Origin of the sequence: Flavobacterium sp. C4GT6 (genome assembly GCF_036347315.1) — a bacterium.
In the GTDB taxonomy this organism is placed as follows: domain Bacteria; phylum Bacteroidota; class Bacteroidia; order Flavobacteriales; family Flavobacteriaceae; genus Flavobacterium.
On the sequence record NZ_JAZGZU010000015.1, the window covers coordinates 48691 to 68412 of the forward strand.

General features: G+C 38.4%; 20 protein-coding genes. 7 read left to right on the forward strand and 13 right to left on the reverse strand.

Features of this window, described 5'->3' with window-relative positions; genetic code table 11:
* Positions 1–10: 10 nt before the first annotated feature.
* Entirely contained in the window at positions 11–1048 is a 1038-nt protein-coding gene (locus V3Z67_RS15095; protein WP_330444103.1) for a YncE family protein, read from the forward strand.
* A 75-nt stretch (positions 1049–1123) separates the two neighbouring features.
* On the opposite strand, the gene V3Z67_RS15100 is transcribed toward V3Z67_RS15095, so the two are convergent.
* Complete coding sequence (locus V3Z67_RS15100) at positions 1124–2587, reverse strand: S41 family peptidase (RefSeq protein WP_330444104.1); 1464 nt, start codon at positions 2585–2587, stop codon at positions 1124–1126.
* 115 nt (positions 2588–2702) lie between these two features.
* Between V3Z67_RS15100 and V3Z67_RS15105 the strand changes: the two genes are divergently transcribed.
* The 5 genes from V3Z67_RS15105 to V3Z67_RS15125 are packed head-to-tail and all read left to right on the forward strand — an operon-like array spanning position 2703 to position 5201.
* Positions 2703–3218 carry an RNA polymerase sigma factor gene (locus V3Z67_RS15105; protein ID WP_330444105.1) on the forward strand — a complete coding sequence of 172 codons (516 nt, stop codon included), beginning with the start codon at positions 2703–2705 and terminating at the stop codon, positions 3216–3218.
* Positions 3199–3636: a hypothetical protein gene (locus tag V3Z67_RS15110; RefSeq protein WP_330444106.1), complete on the forward strand. Its 438-nt coding sequence runs from the start codon at positions 3199–3201 to the stop codon at positions 3634–3636. Before V3Z67_RS15105 ends, V3Z67_RS15110 begins: the two co-directional genes overlap by 20 nt.
* 3 nt (positions 3637–3639) lie before the next feature.
* On the forward strand, positions 3640–4080 hold the full coding sequence (locus tag V3Z67_RS15115) for a DUF4252 domain-containing protein (protein WP_330444107.1): 441 nt from the start codon (positions 3640–3642) through the stop codon (positions 4078–4080).
* A 33-nt stretch (positions 4081–4113) separates the two neighbouring features.
* Positions 4114–4638 (forward strand): DUF4252 domain-containing protein, encoded by a 525-nt coding sequence (locus V3Z67_RS15120; RefSeq protein WP_330444108.1) that lies wholly within the window; start codon positions 4114–4116, stop codon positions 4636–4638.
* Positions 4639–4643: 5 nt separating this feature from the next.
* The gene (locus V3Z67_RS15125) at positions 4644–5201 is read left to right on the forward strand and encodes a DUF4252 domain-containing protein (RefSeq protein WP_330444109.1); all 558 of its coding nucleotides are present in this window, start codon (positions 4644–4646) and stop codon (positions 5199–5201) included.
* 61 nt (positions 5202–5262) lie between these two features.
* On the opposite strand, the gene V3Z67_RS15130 is transcribed toward V3Z67_RS15125, so the two are convergent.
* The 7 genes from V3Z67_RS15130 to V3Z67_RS15160 all read right to left on the reverse strand — a co-directional run bounded on the left by V3Z67_RS15130 (position 5263) and on the right by V3Z67_RS15160 (position 13342).
* Positions 5263–5706 (reverse strand): sterol desaturase family protein, encoded by a 444-nt coding sequence (locus V3Z67_RS15130; RefSeq protein ID WP_330444110.1) that lies wholly within the window; start codon positions 5704–5706, stop codon positions 5263–5265.
* 11 nt (positions 5707–5717) lie between these two features.
* Positions 5718–6557 (reverse strand): phytoene/squalene synthase family protein, encoded by an 840-nt coding sequence (locus tag V3Z67_RS15135; RefSeq protein ID WP_330444111.1) that lies wholly within the window; start codon positions 6555–6557, stop codon positions 5718–5720.
* Positions 6541–8052 (reverse strand): phytoene desaturase family protein, encoded by a 1512-nt coding sequence (locus tag V3Z67_RS15140; RefSeq protein WP_330444112.1) that lies wholly within the window; start codon positions 8050–8052, stop codon positions 6541–6543. The genes V3Z67_RS15135 and V3Z67_RS15140 overlap by 17 nt, the downstream gene beginning before the upstream one ends.
* Before the next feature lie 55 nt (positions 8053–8107).
* Positions 8108–9007 carry a MerR family transcriptional regulator gene (locus V3Z67_RS15145; RefSeq protein ID WP_330444113.1) on the reverse strand — a complete coding sequence of 300 codons (900 nt, stop codon included), beginning with the start codon at positions 9005–9007 and terminating at the stop codon, positions 8108–8110.
* A gap of 411 nt (positions 9008–9418) precedes the next feature.
* Complete coding sequence (locus V3Z67_RS15150; protein WP_330444114.1) at positions 9419–10027, reverse strand: hypothetical protein; 609 nt, start codon at positions 10025–10027, stop codon at positions 9419–9421.
* A gap of 177 nt (positions 10028–10204) precedes the next feature.
* Positions 10205–11407, reverse strand: a complete 1203-nt coding sequence (locus V3Z67_RS15155) for a Ca2+-dependent phosphoinositide-specific phospholipase C (protein ID WP_330444115.1) — start codon at positions 11405–11407, stop codon at positions 10205–10207.
* 177 nt (positions 11408–11584) lie between these two features.
* Positions 11585–13342, reverse strand: coding sequence for an amidohydrolase (locus tag V3Z67_RS15160; RefSeq protein WP_330444116.1), 1758 nt, complete (start codon positions 13340–13342; stop codon positions 11585–11587).
* Positions 13343–13648: 306 nt separating this feature from the next.
* Between V3Z67_RS15160 and katG the strand changes: the two genes are divergently transcribed.
* Positions 13649–15922, forward strand: a complete 2274-nt coding sequence (gene katG / locus V3Z67_RS15165) for a catalase/peroxidase HPI (protein ID WP_442902271.1) — start codon at positions 13649–13651, stop codon at positions 15920–15922.
* 52 nt (positions 15923–15974) lie between these two features.
* On the opposite strand, the gene V3Z67_RS15170 is transcribed toward katG, so the two are convergent.
* The 5 genes from V3Z67_RS15170 to V3Z67_RS15190 all read right to left on the reverse strand — a co-directional run bounded on the left by V3Z67_RS15170 (position 15975) and on the right by V3Z67_RS15190 (position 19721).
* A complete protein-coding gene (locus V3Z67_RS15170) occupies positions 15975–16274 on the reverse strand; it encodes an FAD-dependent oxidoreductase (RefSeq protein ID WP_330444117.1) in 300 nt (99 codons plus the stop codon).
* Entirely contained in the window at positions 16261–16878 is a 618-nt protein-coding gene (locus V3Z67_RS15175) for a DUF6597 domain-containing transcriptional factor (RefSeq protein WP_330444118.1), read from the reverse strand. The genes V3Z67_RS15170 and V3Z67_RS15175 overlap by 14 nt, the downstream gene beginning before the upstream one ends.
* 236 nt (positions 16879–17114) lie before the next feature.
* Complete coding sequence (locus tag V3Z67_RS15180) at positions 17115–18680, reverse strand: arylsulfatase (protein WP_330444119.1); 1566 nt, start codon at positions 18678–18680, stop codon at positions 17115–17117.
* A gap of 200 nt (positions 18681–18880) precedes the next feature.
* Positions 18881–19489 (reverse strand): alpha-ketoglutarate-dependent dioxygenase AlkB family protein, encoded by a 609-nt coding sequence (locus tag V3Z67_RS15185; protein ID WP_330444120.1) that lies wholly within the window; start codon positions 19487–19489, stop codon positions 18881–18883.
* Positions 19476–19721 carry an Ada metal-binding domain-containing protein gene (locus V3Z67_RS15190; protein ID WP_330444121.1) on the reverse strand — a complete coding sequence of 82 codons (246 nt, stop codon included), beginning with the start codon at positions 19719–19721 and terminating at the stop codon, positions 19476–19478. The genes V3Z67_RS15185 and V3Z67_RS15190 overlap by 14 nt, the downstream gene beginning before the upstream one ends.
* Position 19722 lies beyond the last annotated feature (1 nt).

Genomic DNA, 19722 nt, shown 5'->3' on the forward strand with positions numbered 1-19722 from the left:
AACAACTATTATGAAACTTAAGAATTCATTATTTGCCCTATTGGCCGGTTCTTTATTTTTTGTATCCTGTAGCAGTGACGACGATAACGTATCTGTTGCTTCGGGTGCTTATGAGAACGGAACTTTTGTACTAAACGAAGGTAACAGCAACCCGTCTACAGGTACTGTTTCTTTTATTGGTAACGACGGTACTGTAGAACAGGATATATTTACTGCTGTAAACCCTGATGCTCCTGCTATAGGTACTTACCTGCAGTCAATGTTTTTTAGTGATGATTATGCATTTATCATCTCTGGTCAGGCAAATAAAGTAACTGTAGTAAACAGAAATACTTTTGAGTTTGTTGCAAGTATCGAAACAGGTTTCAGTAACCCTCGTTATGGTGCGGTTATTAACGGTAAAGCTTATATCACTAACACATCTGATTATACAGATCCGGATGATTTCCTAACAGTGATTGATCTTACAAGCTTTACTACATCTACAGTAGAACTTAATAACTATGCTGAAAGGGTACTTACAGAAAACGGTAAGCTTTACATTGCTAACGGATACTACGGTAGCGGAACATCGGTAACTGTATTCAACCCGGCAAACAATACTGTTGAGGCAGTTATTGAACTTGGTGATTCTCCAAATTCATTTGATGAAGAAGATGGCGCTTTATATGTAATGGGTGATACTCAAATAAGCAGAATAAACCTTGCAAACAATACCGTTAGCGGTACTATTGAGCTTACTGCTGAGATGTCTGGTGCAAAAAATCTTACAATTTCTGATAATTCTATATACTATACTGTTGGAACCAGCGTTTATAGCTTACCTTTGAACTCAAATACATTACCTACAGAAGCTTTATTTAGCTATGAGTCAGATTCTCAATATGGTGCAATGTATGGGTTTAATGTAAGTGAAGGTAAGGTATACATTGCTGATGGCGGTGATTTTGCTTCAGACAGCGAGATTTATATTTACAGTACCGATGGTACATTAGTAAACACACACGTAGTAGGAGTTGGACCAAACAGTTTCTACTTTAACAATTAAATTACTAGCTAAAAATAAAGTAATTTTGTTTATGTTTAAAAGAAAGGCTTCCCTAGGGAAGCCTTTCGAATTTTATTATGGTAACTCTTTTATAAGATGACCTAAATTTTGCGGTACCTCTTCAATATACATTTCATCGCCAAATGGCTGCATGGTTTTAGATGTTTTAAATATTTTATGTTCCCTTGAAGGCTGTTGCGGCATCATTCTTCCGTTTGCTGTAATCTGGCCAATTGCAGTTGCCAGTAAAGGCTCACTTGGGTTTCCTATTTGGCCAAGGTTATCATAATCTTCAGGCATTTCAATATCAGGGTTAATGCCTTCTTCATAGTCGCCAAAGTTATTTTTGTTTACTATTTTAAGTACCAGTGGCTGCATAGCATAGCGATGGCTTGGGTCTACATCATTTTTAGAAAAATCAGCAGAATCATATAATGTAACCGATCCTGCATTTTTACCAATGGTAGTAGTACCTATCTGCACCACATCAATATAGGGTTTAAGGCAGTTAATTACCAGTTCGCTGGCAGAAGCCGTACTACCTGTTGTAAGTATATATACTTTATTAAGGTTAAGGTGATTAATGCCTGTTCCGTCGTTTAATGCTCCTGCAAAATTATTTACCAGTGCATTTGGGTTATTGTTTTCAAAGTAATCCTGTAGTTTAGGGTTCCATTGTTCTTTAGCCAGTAGCTGTCCCTCAAACTGCCCTGTAATCATACTGGCAAGATAGGTCGCTGTACGTACAGATCCGCCTCCGTTATAACGCAGGTCAAGTACTAGTTCGTTAACCCCCTGTGCGGCAAGATTACCAAAAGCAGTGTTCAGCTCGTTGTCATAGCTGCTAAAAAAACCATTGTACATAAGGTAACCAATAGTTTTTCCTCCCTCGTTATATACCACATCGGCAAAATAAACCGGGTCTTCACCATATTGAAACTTGGTAAGGCTAACCTCTTCACCGTTTGGGGTAATAGTTCCATCATTATAATCGGCAAGGTTTAGAGTATAAGTGTCGGCAGCTAAAAGCCCTCTATAGTTAGAAGGTGTAAGCGGAGTTCCGTTTACAGCATAAAATATATCACCACGCTGAATATCTTTAGTAGAGGCATCACTATCGGGTAATATATAACGCACATATCCAAATATGCTGGTTTGTGAAGCATCGGTATACACAAGTCCAAATTCCACACCGTTACTTTTAGCTACACCCTGTAGGGTAGCCTCCAGTACGTTATAGTCGGAAACCAAAACACTAAACCTATCACTTTTTGCAGGGTTTGTAGGGTCTACATACAAAAGGCTGTTAAAAAGGGCTTCGGGACTGGAGTAGCTTTGTAAAAAGGCATTTAGTTCTCCCTGGTTACCAAATCTGTTGTCTGCAAGGTTTGGAATTTCCGGTTGCCACAAATAATACAGGTTAAGTCCTTTCCATATAAAATCGTTTACCGGAACGGCATTATCGTCCATATCTTCACAGCTTTGCAGGGCAAAAGCAGAAATGAGCAGTAAGCAAATGGCAATACTTATCTTTTTCATGTATAGCAGTTTTAAGTATAAAACGTAAATTTAATATTTTTAATATTATTTGTAACAAAAAACAGGGGTATTCGTCTTCCTATTATAAAACCGCAAACAACGATAGCAAATTATTATGAATCAAACGGAGTTCGTAAATATTATTACTCCTTTTAAAGACCGTGTTTTCAGGCTGGCAAAACGGCTGTTAGTTAGTAACGAAGAAGCCGAAGATGCCACTCAGGAAGTTTTGGTAAGATTATGGAAAAACAAGGCTAAGTTGGATAACTATTCGAGTGTGGAAGCCCTGGCCATGACCATAACAAAAAACTACTGCCTGGATCAGTTAAAGTCTAAAAGGGCTACCGAGCTTCGGTTAGTACACTCCAACTACAGTGATCGTGAACCGGGACTGCAAAAGCAAACCGAAGACCGTGATACCTGGCAGTGGGCAGAAAAAATAATGAATACGCTCCCCGAGCAGCAGCGGCTTATTTTGCAAATGCGGGATGTAGAGCAATACGAATTTGAAGAGATTGCCAAAATAATGGAAATGAACGAAACAGCAGTGAGGGTAGCCTTATCCCGTGCCAGGAAAGCACTGAGGGACGAATTAACAAAAATGCACAATTATGGAATTAAGAGAAATTGAAATACTTATAGATAAATACTTTGACGCAGAAACCAGTATTGCTGAAGAAAACCAGCTTAAGATGTACTTTTCTTCACACGATGTGGCGCCTCATCTGGAGCAATACAGGTCAATGTTTGGGTATTTTGCCCATGAGAAAAACCAGCGCTTTGAAAAAACGATACCATTAAAAACCAGAAAACGAAATGTTGCATGGCTATCGGTTGCTGCAAGCGTGGTGATTTTATTTGGGGTGTTTACCTTTATTGACAGGCAGCCTAATGATAATGACCTTGGTACCTTTGATGATCCCGAAGTGGCTTTAAGGGAAACACAAAAGGCATTAAACTTACTGTCGCAAAATGTAAATAAAGGGGCAAGCACTATAGGGTATCTCGAAGAGTATGAATCATCAAGAAAAACAATCTTTAAAAAGTAAAAAATGAAAAAGCTTATAGTAACCTTAGTAGTAATGCTGGTACCGGTGTTGTTTTATGCACAGGGAGCATTTGATAAATTTGACGACGTAGACGGTATAGATGTTATTGTTGTTGATAAAAGTATGATAGACCTTGCCGGAGAAATGAAAGTAGGTAAGGATGAACAGGATCTGGTAACTAAATTTACCGAAGGGCTTGATAACCTGAAAGTATACAGTACCGAAGTGAAAAAGTATAAAAAACAACTTAAAGCTGCGGTAAAAGATTATCTTAGGGATAATAACATGAAAACGCTGATAAGCGTAAAAGACGACGGCGAGGAAGTAAAAGTGTATGCTAAACAAACATCTTCAGATACTTTAGATGAAGTACTCGTATTTGTTGACGGCGGTGATGGTGATGAGACATTAGTTGTTACCTTTACCGGCAAAGTAAAATTGTAATAAAGTACCATAAACTTAATATATTACCACAAAATGAAAAAGCTGATTATAACCTTTGTATTAGTGCTAATGCCTACTTTGTTCTTCGCACAGTCAATGTTTGACAAGTTTGAGGATGAAGATGAGATAGTATCTATATTGGTTAATAAAAAAATGTTTGAACTTATGAGTGAGGTGAAAGCCGACTCAAGTGATCCGAATACCAAACAGCTTTTCAGTCTTATAAAAAGACTGGATAACCTAAAGGTATTCACTACCGAAAATGCTAAGTTCAAAGGAGAAATGAAAAAAACAGTGGATGCTTACCTTAAAAAATATCCGTTAGAAGAACTAATGCGTATTAGCGAAGGCGGGCAAACCATTAAGATTTATGTAAAAACCGGAGCAACAGCATCTGAAGTTAAAGAACTGCTTATGTTTATCAACGGCGGAGAAGGTGATGATACCGTTTTAATGTCGCTTACAGGTACTTTTGATCTTAAGGAAATATCTTTCCTTACCGATTATATGAAGATACCGGGAGGTGATAAACTAAAAAAAGCTTCAGGTAAAAAATAAAAATCATGAAAACCATTCATTATCTTTTCGGGATCATGCTTGCCCTTATGCTAAGCTTAGTGTCTTGCGATTCGGGTCCGTCATTACAAAAATACTTTGTTGAAAAATCAGAGTCTCAGGATTTCCTTGCCTTTGATTTAGGGACCAGTATTATAAAAGGGGATAAATTTGATTTATCACAAAAGGAGACAAAAGCGCTCGATGCAGTTAAAAAACTCAATATCCTGATTTTTAAAAGCGGGAATGAGAACGACCAACTGTATACAGCCGAAGCTAAAAATGTAAAAGGACTGCTTAAAACAGGAGGCTATGAGGAGCTTATACGTTTCGGTTCGGGTAAAAGCGGAGGCAGTATAAGCATGCTTGGTGAAAATGATGATATAGATGAGTTTGTGGTTTACCTACATCAAAACGGAGACAGTTTTGGGCTTATAAGGGTTTTAGGTGACGATATGACTCCAGGTGATGTGTTTACTGTAGTACAGCTGATACAAAAATCAGGATTGGATATAGCGCAGTTGCAACCGGCTCTTAATGCAATGAATGTAAATAATAATAATTAAGGTTAATTTGATATAAATAATAGTTCTTAAAACGAAAAATCCGCTCTTGCAGCGGATTTTTTTATTTCCTGAAATATTTAAACGGAACAATGAGCATACCAAAACATTCGCCGTGTTCTTTTCCTAAATGTTTGTGGTGCATTTTATGTGCTCTCCTTACCGCTTTTGCATAACGGTTGTTGGCATTGCGCAAAAACTTAAATCGCTGGTGTATAAAAATATCGTGGACAAAAAAGTAAGCTATACCATAGGCTAGTATACCAAGCCCAATAGCAAGCCCGATATCCAGTATTTGATATTTCCATAAAAGGAAGAACCCAATGCTTACTAAGGCATAAAATATAAAAAAGGCATCGTTACGCTCAAACCACGAGTCGTGATCTTTGCGGTGATGATCCCTGTGCAGACTCCATAAAAAACCATGCATAATGTATTTATGAGTAAACCACGCCATAAACTCCATAATGCAAAAGGTTAATATAAATACCAGTATATAAACTAACATGGTTTTGAATTTTATATAAAGTTAAAACGATAATTTAAATAACACTGTGCCAGTAAGCCAAATTTTTGATAATTAGGTACTCTTATTCTTCGGGTTTTAATTTCGGGAGAAGGAGTAGCCTTTAGCTTTTTAAGCAGTTTTTTGTAGTAGGCATAAGCAGTATATACACCAAACTTAGCTTCTACGGGCAACATTAAAATACCTTTATAACCTTCGGCTAGATCGGCTTCAATTTCCTCTACTATCTGTTGTTTTACATCGTCTGTAATTTCTGTAAGGTTTAGCGAAGGGAAATAACTTCTGCCCAGTTCTTCGGTATCAGCTTTAATATCTCTTAAGAAGTTTACCTTTTGAAATGCCGAACCTAATCGCATAGCCGGACCTTTCAGTTCTTCATATCGGGCATCATCATTATTCACAAAAACCTTGAGGCACATCAATCCCACCACATCTGCAGATCCATAAATGTATTCGTTGTATTCGGCAAGTGAGCTATACTCTTTTTTAACCAAATCCTGTTTCATACTTTTCATAAAAGCATTAATCAGTTCTTTAGGTATATTGTACTGGTTAGCCGTATGCTGAAAAGAATTCAGTACAGGGTTCAGGCTAATTTTATCACGCAGGGCGTTATTAAGGTCTTTTTCAAAAAGCTCAAAAAGCTCTTCCTTATTGTAGTCGTGAAAGGTATCTACAATTTCATCGGCAAAGCGTACAAAGCCATAAATATTATAAATATCCTGTCTTATGCGGGGTGACAGCATTTTAACGGCAGAGGAGAACGAGGTACTGTATGACCTTGTTACATTCTTGCTGCAATCAAAGGAAACTTTATCAAATATTGATTTCATAACGTTTGGTAAAAGTTTGTTTGGATTGTTTGTATAATTGTTTTTCTATGAGTCCCGCTACCAGTTTCCCCGATATTAATGCAGGGGGAACACCCGGTCCGGGAACGGTAAGCTGTCCCGTAAAAAACAGGTTTTTTACTTTGTTGCTTTTAAGCCCCGGCCTTAAAAAGGCGGTTTGCAACAGGGTATTGGCAAGGCCATATGCGTTTCCTTTGTAGGAATTATAATCGTTCACAAAATCGTTTACACAAAACGACTCTTTAAAAAGTATACTGTCTTTAAGGCTTTGTTGTGTAAGTTGTTCAAGCCTTGTCATTATTTTTTCAAAATATTGTTCTCTTAACTCAGGAGTGTCATCTAGCCCGGGGGCAAGCGGAATTAAAAAAGTTCCGGCTTCCATTCCCTGTGGGGCAGCATCACTGTCGGTTTTTGCCGAAAAACTGGCATAAAACAAGGGTTTTTCAGGCCATTTTGGTATGTCATAAATATCAGAAGCATGTTGATCAAATTCTGTGTCAAAAAACAGAGTGTGATGTTCTACATTTTCCACAGGCTTGTTGAAACCAACATAAAACAGTAGGGAAGAGGGGGCGAAGGTTTTCCTTTTCCAGTAACCCTCACTGTATTGCCTGTGTTTTTTATCTAAAAGTGTTTCGGTATGATGGTAATCAGCGCCGCTTAATGTAATATCTCCGGCTATCCTTTCTCCGTTTACAATTATGTGTGTGGCACGTCCGTCTTCATCTACTTCAATTTTTTCCACGTTGGCGTTGGTAACAAATTTCACACCCTGTTCGGCAGCCAGTTGCTGCATGGCTTCCACCACGCTAAACATTCCGCCTTTAGGGTACCATGTGCCAAGTCCAAAATCGGCATAGTTCATAAAACTGTAAAACGAAGGGGTGTCGCTTGGTTTAGCACCAAGAAAAAGTACTGGGAATTCCAGTATTTGTACCAGTTTTTTGTTTTTGAATTCCTTACGTATATCTTTTGAGATGTTGCCGAAAAATTGCCCGAGCTTCGCGATGGTTTGTGGGGTAACCAGCTCAAGTGGGGATAAACCCGGGCGGTATACTAAATCTTTTATGGCAATATCATAATTGCTTTTTGCTTCGGCTATAAATTTGCGCAGTTTACTGCTGCTACCGGGTTCTGTTTTATCAAACACACGGCATATCTCGTCAAGATTATCACCTATCGTTATAAAATCGTTCATGCCAAAGCACACACTATAAGCAGGTGATAACTTTTTTAACTCATAATAATCTTTAGGGCGTTTCCCGAAATCTTCAAAAAAACGTTCAAAAACATCGGGCATCCAATACCATGTAGGTCCCATATCAAAAGTGAATCCGTCTTTTTTTAACTGACGTGCTCTTCCGCCTATAATACTGTTTTTTTCGTATACAGTAACATTACAGCCTGTGCGGGCTAAATAGGAGGCGGCTGCCAAAGAGGAAAATCCTGATCCGATTATGTTTATGGTAGTATTCATTTGTTTAATAAAAATAGAAAAAGATTAAACAACAACAAAACAATCTTTTATTAAATTATATGCTGTCGGTAAATTGAGCTATGCTGTTAAACACCTTAATATTGTTGTTTAAGGTATCCTGATCTAGGAATTTTCCGTTCCTGCCAAAAATGTATAGCCTGGTATCTGTATCGTTTACTACCTGTTGTTTAAGGTTGTTTACGTAATTAATTATCTCGTTATTGTCTGGCGCAATAGTACTATAGGTTATAAACGTAATTTTGTTAAAATAGGTTTTTACATCCCTTAAGTTATCTAATTGTACACTTTCTCCTAAATATACGGTTTTATAGCCATTTAATACCAGTTCATAGTTAAGGAACATAAGCCCAAGTTCGTGTATTTCGTTTTGCGGCAGGTATAAAACGTAAGTCCTGTCGGTTTTTGTAGGAGGAGTTATTTGTATTTTCTCGGTGTTAGAGGCGAGTTTTTGTTTAATTAAATAACTTATAAAATGTTCGTGTGCAGGGGTGATAGTATTGGTTTGCCACAGGTAGCCTATTTCGCTAAGCAGCGGTATAAAGAATTCGTGGAATATCTCTCTAAATGATTTTTCCTGTAGCAGGGAATTGTAGGTGTTGAGAAACAATGCCTGATCAAAATTCATCATAGACAGCTTAAAGTTATTCAGTACATGATCGGTCAGATTGTTTTTTGATAAGATCTCTTTAACCAGTACAGGTAGCTTTTCGGGCGGCATTTTTGATATGGCTGATATCTTATAGCCAAAGTTGTGTAACGTGGTTATATTGAGTAACTTCTGTAAATTTTTAATATCATAAAAACGTATGTTGGTATCGGTACGCATAGGCTCAAGGATATTATACCTTTTTTCCCAAATACGGATGGTATGGGCCTTGATGCCCGAAAGGTTTTCCAAGTCCTTAATATTGAATACGTTTTTAATTGTGTTCATTGTTTTTTTAAAATGATTAAACAAAATTAGTAAAAATAATTTTAATATAATTACAAATGTTAACAAGGTTACGTATTTTACTTACTTAGATTTAGTGTTTTCCTGTATTGTAAAACGTTTTTGAGTATTCGACTTTTGTGCCCGTAAACCGACCTACGACGGGTTATGCAATGTTTGTTCTATTATAACCTGCTTTGGGGACAAAGCGGGTTTTTTTATGCCTAAAATTCAGGTTACGTATTTTCCGTAATAAAATTCAGTGTTTTCCTGTATTGTAAAATTGTAGGGGGAATCTCATCTTTGTACCACAACAAACCAATCGATCAATCTATTAACGCAAGTTTTAGAGATAAAAAAGCCCCGATAACCAACGGGGCTTTTTTCATTATGTATGGATAAAGTTAATGATGTTTAAAAGGAAAACTCTTTAGCGTTTACTTCATTGTTCCACATTACGATACAGTTTTGAGACGGAATGGCATCTAGCTTTTTAGCTTCTTTTGTATTGTAATTGTATTTACCGTTTTTATAGGTGATATTTATGTATTGGTGCTCATCCTTTAAAATATCGGGAGAGAAAAGAATTATATCATTCCAGCCGTTTGTGGTTTTGTCACTTCTGTAAATAGGGGAATAGAGGTTGTTAAAAACAGCTACCTCATTAAGGTTATTATCTAAAAGCAGGTAAGTACATCCTTCTGCATTACAAAAATAACTTCCGTATAAGTGTATAAAATAATCGTCTTTTCCGTCGTTGTTAAAGTCGGTTTGAAAGAAACTGAATTTCCTGTCGGTAGGTCTTAGTATGTCAAAATCTTCCAGGTATTTTTGATGTAAGAATGTTTTAATTTTCTCGGCCGATTCTTTACTTGTAGTAAGTGCAGAATAATTTTTGCTGCTTGGATTATCAAGGGTAGGTTTTACTATTCCCATAGTATCAGTAGGCGATTCTTGAGTGCTTTTTTCTGCCCCAACACTATTACTGTCGTTATCGTTTGTAGCGGGTTTGCAAGAGTGCAAAAAAAACAGGGATATAATCCCTGTAATTTGAATAAAATATATTTGCAAGTTGGATGCCATTGTCTGGTTTTGTAAGGTTGCTGCAAATATAATGTAGTGCCTAATTGATTGAAAAATAAACTGCTATGTTTTCGTTTAAGGGTAAATAAACACGACGAAATAGCTTTTGTATCGGTATTATTCTAATGCAGTACCGGTTAGGAAAATTTCGGTATCACCTTGTGAGTCCGATAGTCTTGAAGCCTTTTTAGTTAGGTACTTACTGTTTTTTATATTTTTAAAATAATAGCCGTTTTCCTCGCCTTCGGCTCTTATGGCTACCCACAGTTCATCTTCTGTATATCCGGCAAGCGGAATGTAATTCATGTTACTGTTTAGGTATTCCTGAGTTTCCTCGTTTTTAAGGGCAAAGCCTTTTCCGTGCTTTTCAAAAATAAAAGTGCAAACGTCATTTTTAAACGTACGGCACATTTTACTGGCTTTGTTGGTTCTGTATTCGTTATTGGCTTTATTTTTTAAATACCCCTTTACGGTTATGGCTTTTCGCCTTATAGGCACAAGTGGAGATATCTCAGCATCGCCTGATGCGTTTAACCTGTCGGTAGTAATAACACTAAAGTTATGAGTAATAGCATACTCCCAGGCATCACTACTGTTTACATTATACAGACGGGTTATATAATTAGCATCATGATAATAGCCCAGTTTTTTTTTGAATAGTTCCTTATAAGGCTGGTATTGTGAATATATGGTGCTGAAAAAAACAATATTTCCTTTCTCCGGAATTTCTTTTAGTGTAGAGATTACCCCTTCGCTAAAACAGTATCGGTTTTCAATATCGGTATTGGCATATTTGTTTTTACGATCGGAATTCCCCGTAAGGCAAAATATAAATTTTCCCTGCATTTGGGCTAACGTAGGCCATCCGTTATTTTTTATATTTTCGGCAAGGCTAAGGCTACTGTTTTTTATAAGTTGTCCCGGTTTAAAAATAAGATCCTTTCCAAAATAACATGTAAGGTAGGTATCTATTTCATCATGAAAGTTTGCGTCAATGCCGTTAAGGCTGTTAATGTCAAGGTTAATAAGTACAGGGTAGTGGTTTGGTGTGGCATTGTGCCATTCCTGCAACTTTTTTAAATAGATACTTAACGATGCCCCGTTTGTAGTAAATCGTGATAGGGCAAAAAAGTCCGGCTCTATGCTTTTGTAAGGGTTAAAAGGGGTGCTGTGCCTCCATGCCCGAAACTCAAGACTAAGACAACCGCAATTGTCGGGTACGTTTGGATTAAAAGCCAGTTGTTCCTCCAGTGTTGCTCTGTTTTTACTGCAATTGCCGGAAGCCTTAAAGATAACCTGATTGTACTTTAAGCTTTCCATCGTTAAATATTAGTTGGTTGGTTTGTATAGCAAAGTTATGGCTATCCGTAAAGGTTTCCGCGAGTATAATTACCTGTTTTTTTACACTGCGTAAAAACACCTATCTTAACATAAATAATAAAAAAAGTCCGCCACATAATTTAGTGACGGACTTTAAGTATATGATTAAAAATCAGCTTATTTACTATCTGTGTTTTTGTAAACGGTTTTCCCTTCCTTAATCGATTCTAAAATTTTTATTTTATAGATATTTGTGAGAGTATCTATAGTTACAGGGTTTTGATCAAGAATAACAAAGTCGGCCAGTTTACCTACAGTAAGAGTGCCTTTACTGTCTTCTTCAAAATATTGGTAAGCAGCCCAGTCGGTTAATGTTTTAAGACCTTCGTAAGGTGATATTCTCTGGTCAGCACCAATAATATTTTTATTTCTGGAAATTCTGTTAACGGTTGCATCCAGTACCCTCATGGAGTTAGGGAATGTAACAGGGGCATCATGGTGTGAGGTTATTTTTAAACCGGCATCAATAACATCCCTGCAGGGAGAAATATAATTTCCTCTTTTAGGACCAAAAATAGCCTGTACATGCCAGTCACCCCAGTAATAGGTATGCATAGGGAATAGTGATGGCATTATATTAAGGCGAACCAGTTCCGGTATTTGGTCTTTTCTAAGGTTTTGCCCGTGTATCATTACGGTTCTGTGGTCGTCGTAGTTAAGTGTTTTTTGAGCTTCATCAATAGCATTTAGATATTGGTCTATCGCTGCATCGCCATTGGTGTGGCAAAGCAACTGCCATTTGTTTTTATAGGCTTCTTTAACATATTCTGTAGCTTTATCATTATCTATTATTTCATAGCCTTTATAACAGCCCTGTATCCCGGTTGGATTGGTGTGGTAACATTGCGTTAGCCATGCTGTTCTTCCCTGTGGAGACCCATCGAGGGTAAGTTTTGCACCCCCAATTCTAAAACGGTTTTTATAGGTATGATCATGTGTATAATAAGAGTCCATGCTGGTACTGTCTAAGCCTTGTGTAATATCAGGATAAGATACTATGTCCAGATAGTATTGTTTATTTTCGGCCCCTTTCTTTAATGCCGCTAATTGAGGTGTTGTTGTTCTCCCGTCCTGAGCGGTAAGGTATCCCTTTTTGGCATATTCTTCCTGTCCTTTTTCTATACATTTGGTAGACATGTCATCGTCCATTTTACCCATTAAAGGTCCTATTACACTAAAAATAGCACCCTCTTCAAGTAACCCGGTAGGGTTTCCTTCGTCATCAATCCATATTTTACCTCCCTGGCCATAGTCATTATGTTCTTTAGTGTAGCCCATAAGCTCCAGTCCTTTTGAGTTTAAAACTCCTAAATGTCCTGATTGATGCATAATCATAACCGGAATATCTGTACTTACCTTATCCAAGTCACTTGCGGTAGGGTGTGTTTTTTCTTCCAGTTGTGAATCGTCATAGCCGTTTCCGATTATCCATCCCAGTTTATTTACAACATATTTTCCGTTTTCGGTGTCCTTATATTTATTGAGAGTATTTATTATACTGTCAAAATTTTTCCCGGGTCCATCTGGGTCAGGAAGTATATTGGCAGTTAGTGAAGTAAAGCCAACACCAAAAAAATGCCCGTGTCCGTCAAGAAATGCCGGTAGTAGGGTATTACCTTTTAAATCTACCTCGGTACCGTTTTCTTTGTATTTGTCAAGAGCTTCCTGTTTTGTTCCCACAAAAACAATTTTTCCGTTTTGGGCTACAATAGCTTCGGCATATACCGGTGCGTCGCCCTCCATGGTAAGGATGTCTCCGCCATAATAAATGATTGCCTGATTAGCAGAATCTTTTTCTGTCGTTTTTTTGTTGCACGATACAATGCAGGTTAGCAGTACCAGTAGTACTGCAATTGGATAGGTTAATTGTTTCATTGTTAATAATTTATTTATTGGTGATTTTCAAAATTATCAATAAATGAAAAACTACCTATACGTATAATTACCTGTTTTTTTGGAAGGAGAAATACTCAATCTATATAAATACAGGTGTGTTTCCAGGCTAAACGTTTTTATAGATTAATTAATCAAAAAGCAATATGAGATAGGTTTTAATTATGTCAATATAGAATTAATTGATTTTAAACTCCTTTGATTATCTCTCTTAAAATCATAACTTTATATGGTTGAGTAACAACAAAAAAATGAACAAAATATTAACCAATCATAAAGTATTAAATTATGGGAAAAGAAAACGATATCAGTAAATGTCCGTTTCATAACGGCAGTATGAAAAGCAATGTTGCCGGAGGGGGAACCCAAAATAACGACTGGTGGCCTAAAAGGCTTAAAGTAAGTGTGCTGCGACAAAACTCATCACTGTCTGACCCTATGGATAAGGACTTTAACTATGCCGAAGCTTTTAACAGTCTTGATCTTGATGAAGTAAAAAGGGATTTACATGCACTGATGACTGATTCTCAAGACTGGTGGCCTGCCGATTTTGGACACTACGGTCCACTATTCATCCGTATGGCATGGCACAGTGCCGGGACGTATCGTGTAGGTGATGGTCGTGGTGGTGCAGGTGCCGGGCAACAGCGTTTTGCCCCGCTTAACAGCTGGCCTGATAACGTTAGCCTTGATAAGGCACGAAGACTGCTTTGGCCTATCAAGCAGAAATATGGTAAAAAAATATCGTGGGCCGATTTAATGATACTTACCGGTAACGTGGCTTTAGAGTCTATGGGCTTTAAAACATTCGGTTTTGCTGGAGGTCGTGAAGACGTATGGGAACCGGAAGAAGATGTATACTGGGGTAGTGAAACAACCTGGCTGGGCGGAGATATTCGTTACGGGCATGGTTCTGAAGGTGTAGTGGAAGGACATGGTGTAACAGTATCTGACGACGATGCCGATGGTGACAAACATACCCGCGACCTTGAAAACCCTCTTGCAGCTGTGCAAATGGGACTTATATATGTAAACCCTGAAGGGCCAGACGGTAACCCTGACCCTGTAGCAGCAATACAGGATATTCGTGATACTTTTGGACGTATGGCAATGAATGACGAGGAAACGGTAGTGCTTATTGCCGGAGGGCATACCTTTGGTAAAACACACGGTGCCGCATCTGCCGATCATGTAGGGGTTGAACCGGAAGGAGCCGACCTTGAGTTACAGGGATTGGGCTGGGTGAATAGCTTCGGTACAGGTAAAGGTGGTGATGCCATTACAAGCGGACTGGAAGTGACCTGGACCAAAACGCCTACACAGTGGAGTAACAACTTTTTTGAAAACCTGTTTGGTTACGAATGGGAACTGACTAAGAGTCCGGCAGGGGCACACCAATGGGTGGCTAAAAATGCCGATAATATAATACCAGATGCTTTTGACGGAAGTAAAAAACACAGGCCTACAATGCTTACTACCGATCTTTCCCTGAAATTTGACCCGGAATATGAAAGAATATCAAGACGCTTTTATGAAAACCCAGATGAGTTTGCCGATGCTTTTGCAAGAGCATGGTACAAACTAACACATCGTGATATGGGGCCTAAATCCCGTTACCTTGGTCCGGAAGTGCCACAGGAAGAACTGCTATGGCAGGACCCAATCCCTGAAGTTAACCACGAACTGGTAAACGACAGTGATGTGGCTGCACTAAAGGCAAAAGTACTGGAGTCGGGATTAAGCGTTTCAGAACTTGTATCTACAGCATGGGCTTCTGCCTCAACCTTCCGCGGATCAGACAAAAGAGGAGGAGCAAACGGTGCACGTATCCGTTTAGCGCCACAAAAAGACTGGTTGGTAAATAACCCTGTACAGTTACAAAAAGTACTGGGTAAACTGGAAGATATTCAAAACAGCTTTAATGCCGCTCAGGGCGGAGGTAAAAAAGTATCGCTGGCCGACCTTATTGTTATTGCAGGGGCTGCCGGAGTTGAAAAAGCTTCCAGAGATGCAGGGCATAACGTTACCGTGCCGTTTGCAGCAGGGCGTATGGATGCCTCACAGGAACAAACCGATGTTGAACAGTTTGGTTACCTTGAACCGTTTGCCGATGGTTTCCGTAACTACCGCAAGGGAAAATCACAGGTATCTACCGAAGAGCTTTTAATAGACAGGGCACAACTGCTTACCCTAACAGCACCCGAACTTACAGTGCTTTTAGGAGGTATGCGTGTACTTAATACTAATTTTGACGGATCGAACTATGGTGTGTTTACCGATAGGCCGGGGCAGTTAACAAACGATTTCTTTGTGAACCTGCTGGATATGAATACTGAATGGAAAGCTACGTCAGACGAAAGGGAAACCTATGTAGGTAGCGACCGTAATACAGGTAAGGCTAAATGGGTAGGTACGCGAGCCGACCTTGTTTTTGGTTCGAATTCAGAACTAAGGGCGGTTGCTGAGGTATATGCCAGTGCCGATGCCAAAGACAAGTTTGTAAACGACTTTGTGGCTGCCTGGAATAAAATTATGAATGCAGACAGATTTGATTTAGCGTAATTATATTGTTTACTAGTTATTGTAAAAAAGCCAGTTGAAAGACTGGCTTTTTTTATTCCATTTCAATAAACATCTGTACCATTGCATTAGCAGCATCTTTACAGTGCATACGTTCTCCGTTATCAAGCGACTCCTTCGCTATAACAGATGCTCTTTTGCGCATACCATTCTCGTAGGCTTCTATAGCTTCATGTACAGTAGCATACTCGGTTGAGGTTAGGTATTCGCTAAGCTCCAAAGCATCTTTCATTGCCATATTAACGCCTTCTCCTGCAAACGGTGGCATTACATGTGCTGCATCGCCAAGCAGGGTAAGGTTAGGTTGTGCTTCCCAGTTTTCATTTGGCAACATCTTCCAGTGATTTCCTAAAGCGGAGTATATTGCAATAGGGTTTTAGGGAAAGACCAAGATATTGGTTAAAGTAACGGTTAATTTGCCTCCTGCTCCATGATACGCTTTGAGATAGTTCCTGCACGGTCATTTCCCCTTTAGATTCGTAGATAAGGATAAACAGTTTACGTTTTCTTTCGTCAATCTCTTTCGGGATAAGTGTTTTTACTTTATCGGAAATCTTTTTGTAAAAGGCATCAAAATCGTTGAGGTCGTTATCATTAAAGCCCCAAAAGTCGTTAGGGTAGTTTTGGGCACTGTTTAGAAAATCGGCTATGGAAGTCTGTAAAATATATTCTACCGCCAGAGGTTTAAAGCTAATCGCAAAGTTTAAGGTTTGTGGAGTAACACTTCGTTGTTCGGGTTCGGTTTCCAGCCCCATGAGTGTTACATGAAAAGGCTCGGTAGCCGATCGGGAAAAAAACAGGTCAATGCGTCCGTCGGGTAATACAACAACTTCTCTTGGTTCATTTGCCGGATTATGAAACACACCTATACTTTCTACAAAGTCGGCTAGCGATTCTTCCGGTGCTATGAATTTACAATAAAAAGTGTCGTTGTTCATGGTTTTTTTACTTCTTGAGGTAACATTAAAATTTGTCCTTCTTCAATGTTCCGGTATTTATATACAAGGTCTGTTTTAGGTTCAACACAAGTGTTGTTTATAGTGTGTATACTCCCGCTTGATGCTTATTTAAGTGCAGGTATTACTTAGTTTAAAGGCGCAATGTACTTATAAGTATTAAAAACAAAAACCGCTTAATAGCGGTTTTTATGTATCAAGAAAACAGATTTACGAAATTAATGACCGCTACTGTTTACGTCGGTCATTATTTTGTCCAGCATTCCGCTAAAGTCAATTGATTTGGCTCGTTGTACGGGAGGATAATCGACCATCGAATTTTTAAAATCATTAAGGTTCATCATTATAAAGTCGTTTACAAACTGTTTTGACTGTATAGCCCATGTTTGAGCATCGGTATTCTCATATCTTTCAAACGGATCCATCCTGAGGTTAAACATTAACGGGAATTTAAGTTTGGTGTAAGCACCATAATAATTTTCGGTTGTCTGGAAATTTACTTTCCAGTTCCCCATGCGAATAGCCATTAGGTTAGATTCATAGAAATACAGGAAATTGTTTCGATAACTTTTTTTAGTTTCTCCTAACCAGTAGTCAAGATTATTAACGCCATCTATATATTGTTTTTTCTCATTGATAATTTTTTTGCGTACATCTTTAACTCCGGCAGCAGCAGCTAATGATGTAAACAAGTCCATGTGTGTTTGAATACCGTTTAAGTATTGTCCCGGTTTTATGTGTCCGGGCCACATTACCAGTGTTGGTACTCTAAGGCCACCTTCGTAAGTAGTCATTTTATCACCCCTGAAAGGTGTAACGCCCGAATGGAACATGGCTTCCTGTTCAGGTCCGTTATCTGTTGTATAAATAACAATTGTATTTTCAAGTAAGCCATTTTTTTCCATATAGTCAAGAAGTTCACCAACCATCTGGTCGTGTTCCATAACTCCACTACCATACATATCGTCGCCAGATGTATATTCGCGGGCTAAGTATCGTGACTCATTAGAAAGATGTGTGTGCATGTGCATCCTTACAGGGTTTAACCAAACAAAGAAAGGTTTGTTATCGTCACTGGCATCTTTCATGAATTGCTGTGCTCTGCCAAAGAAATCCTTGTCAATTGTTTTCATCCACTCCAAAGTAAGTGGCCCAACGTCTTCGACTGTTTGTTTTCCTATTCTGCCAAAACGCTTATCGGTAGCGCCATCATCTTTTGTTGAAGCGAAAGAATGAATAACACCACGTGGTCCCCAGTTTTTTCTATACTCAGGATCGGTAGGGTAGTCATTGTTCTCTAATTCTTCCGATACGTTTTGATGGTACAGGTTTCCGTAAAATTCGTCAAAACCATGTACTGTAGGGAGATTTTCATTATGGTCGCCCAAGTGGTTTTTTCCAAACTGTCCGCAAACATACCCCTGTGTTTTAAGGACTTCTGCCAGTGTAGGGGATTCTTTTTGCAGACCCAGTTCATCGCCCGGACGTCCTACGGTTGTCATTCCGCTTCTTATAGGATACTGACCCGTTATAAAAGATGCCCTGCCGGCTGTACACGATGGCTGTGCATAATGATCGGTAAATACAATACCCTCGCGGCCTATACGGTCTATATTAGGCGTGGTATATCCCATTGTACCTAAACCATAAATACTGAGGTTTTGCCAACCCATATCGTCAGACATAATAACAAGTATGTTTGGATTTTGACTTTTACTTTTGTTTTGAGCCTGAATATTGAAACAGGTAAAACAAAGCAACAGGTAGAATAAAAGTTTTTTCATGGGTTGGTTTTTTAGTTAAAATTAAGGTTGGATTGTAGAGGCTAACTACATGTATACTAATTTAATAAAAAATATAACACGAATTTATTGCCAATTTTTTTATTGCGGAATACACGTAAATGCAATAAAAAAAACCTTGTACAAATCAATGTACAAGGTTTTCATATTTTGTGACCAATATCGTATTACTATCAGATATTTTACTCTTCAATAGTTCTAAAGGTTAGGTTTACCCGTGGAGTAGTAATCTTTTTTGTAGGTGGTAACCGGTGAAGCCAATGCTCTTGTGTGGTATCTTTCATTACCAATAAGCTACCGTGTTTTAAAAAGAGGTCTATTTTCTCTTTGCTTTCCTTGTGTTTAAAAGCAAATTTTCTTTCTGCACCAAAACTTAGCGAACCTATTGCACCGTTTTTCTTTAGGTCTGTTTCACCGTCACTATGCCAAGCCATGCCTTCATTTCCGTCGTGGTACAGGTTAAGCAGGCAGGAGTTAAACGTTTCGCCTGTTTCCTTTTCCGTCAAAAGTTTTAGTTCCTGTAACTCTTTTGTCCATGGCAGAGCATGTTTTGTGGTGTTGGAGTAAGTGTATTCAAACGGCTTTTCTCCATACCAGGCTACCTTACGTTTGGTTATTATCCTTTTCCCGAAAATTACTGCTTCATCATTTCGCCATTCAATGGTTTCCAAAAGTTTTTTCAGATAAAAGTCGGCTTGCTTCCGGTTTAATATCCTACCGTAATAATTGACTGTACCCTCATACGGAAGCCAGTTTTTTTCTTTACCGGTTGTTTGGTCAAATAAGTCCATCTTTCCATTTTTTGTATTCCGTTTTCATGCAATGCCCACAGGGACGGAACTGATTCTCTCTGGCCTCCTGTTCAGAACTGAAGAAAACCCTGTTTTGCTGTTTCATCCGTTTTCCTGACTTGCAGGATAAAAGTCCGTAGATTTTAAGCTTTTTATTTCCTCCAAGGCTTATTTCTCCGTTCTTAATTTTAGACCTTAAAGATATATCAGATATTTCAATATGTTGTATCATG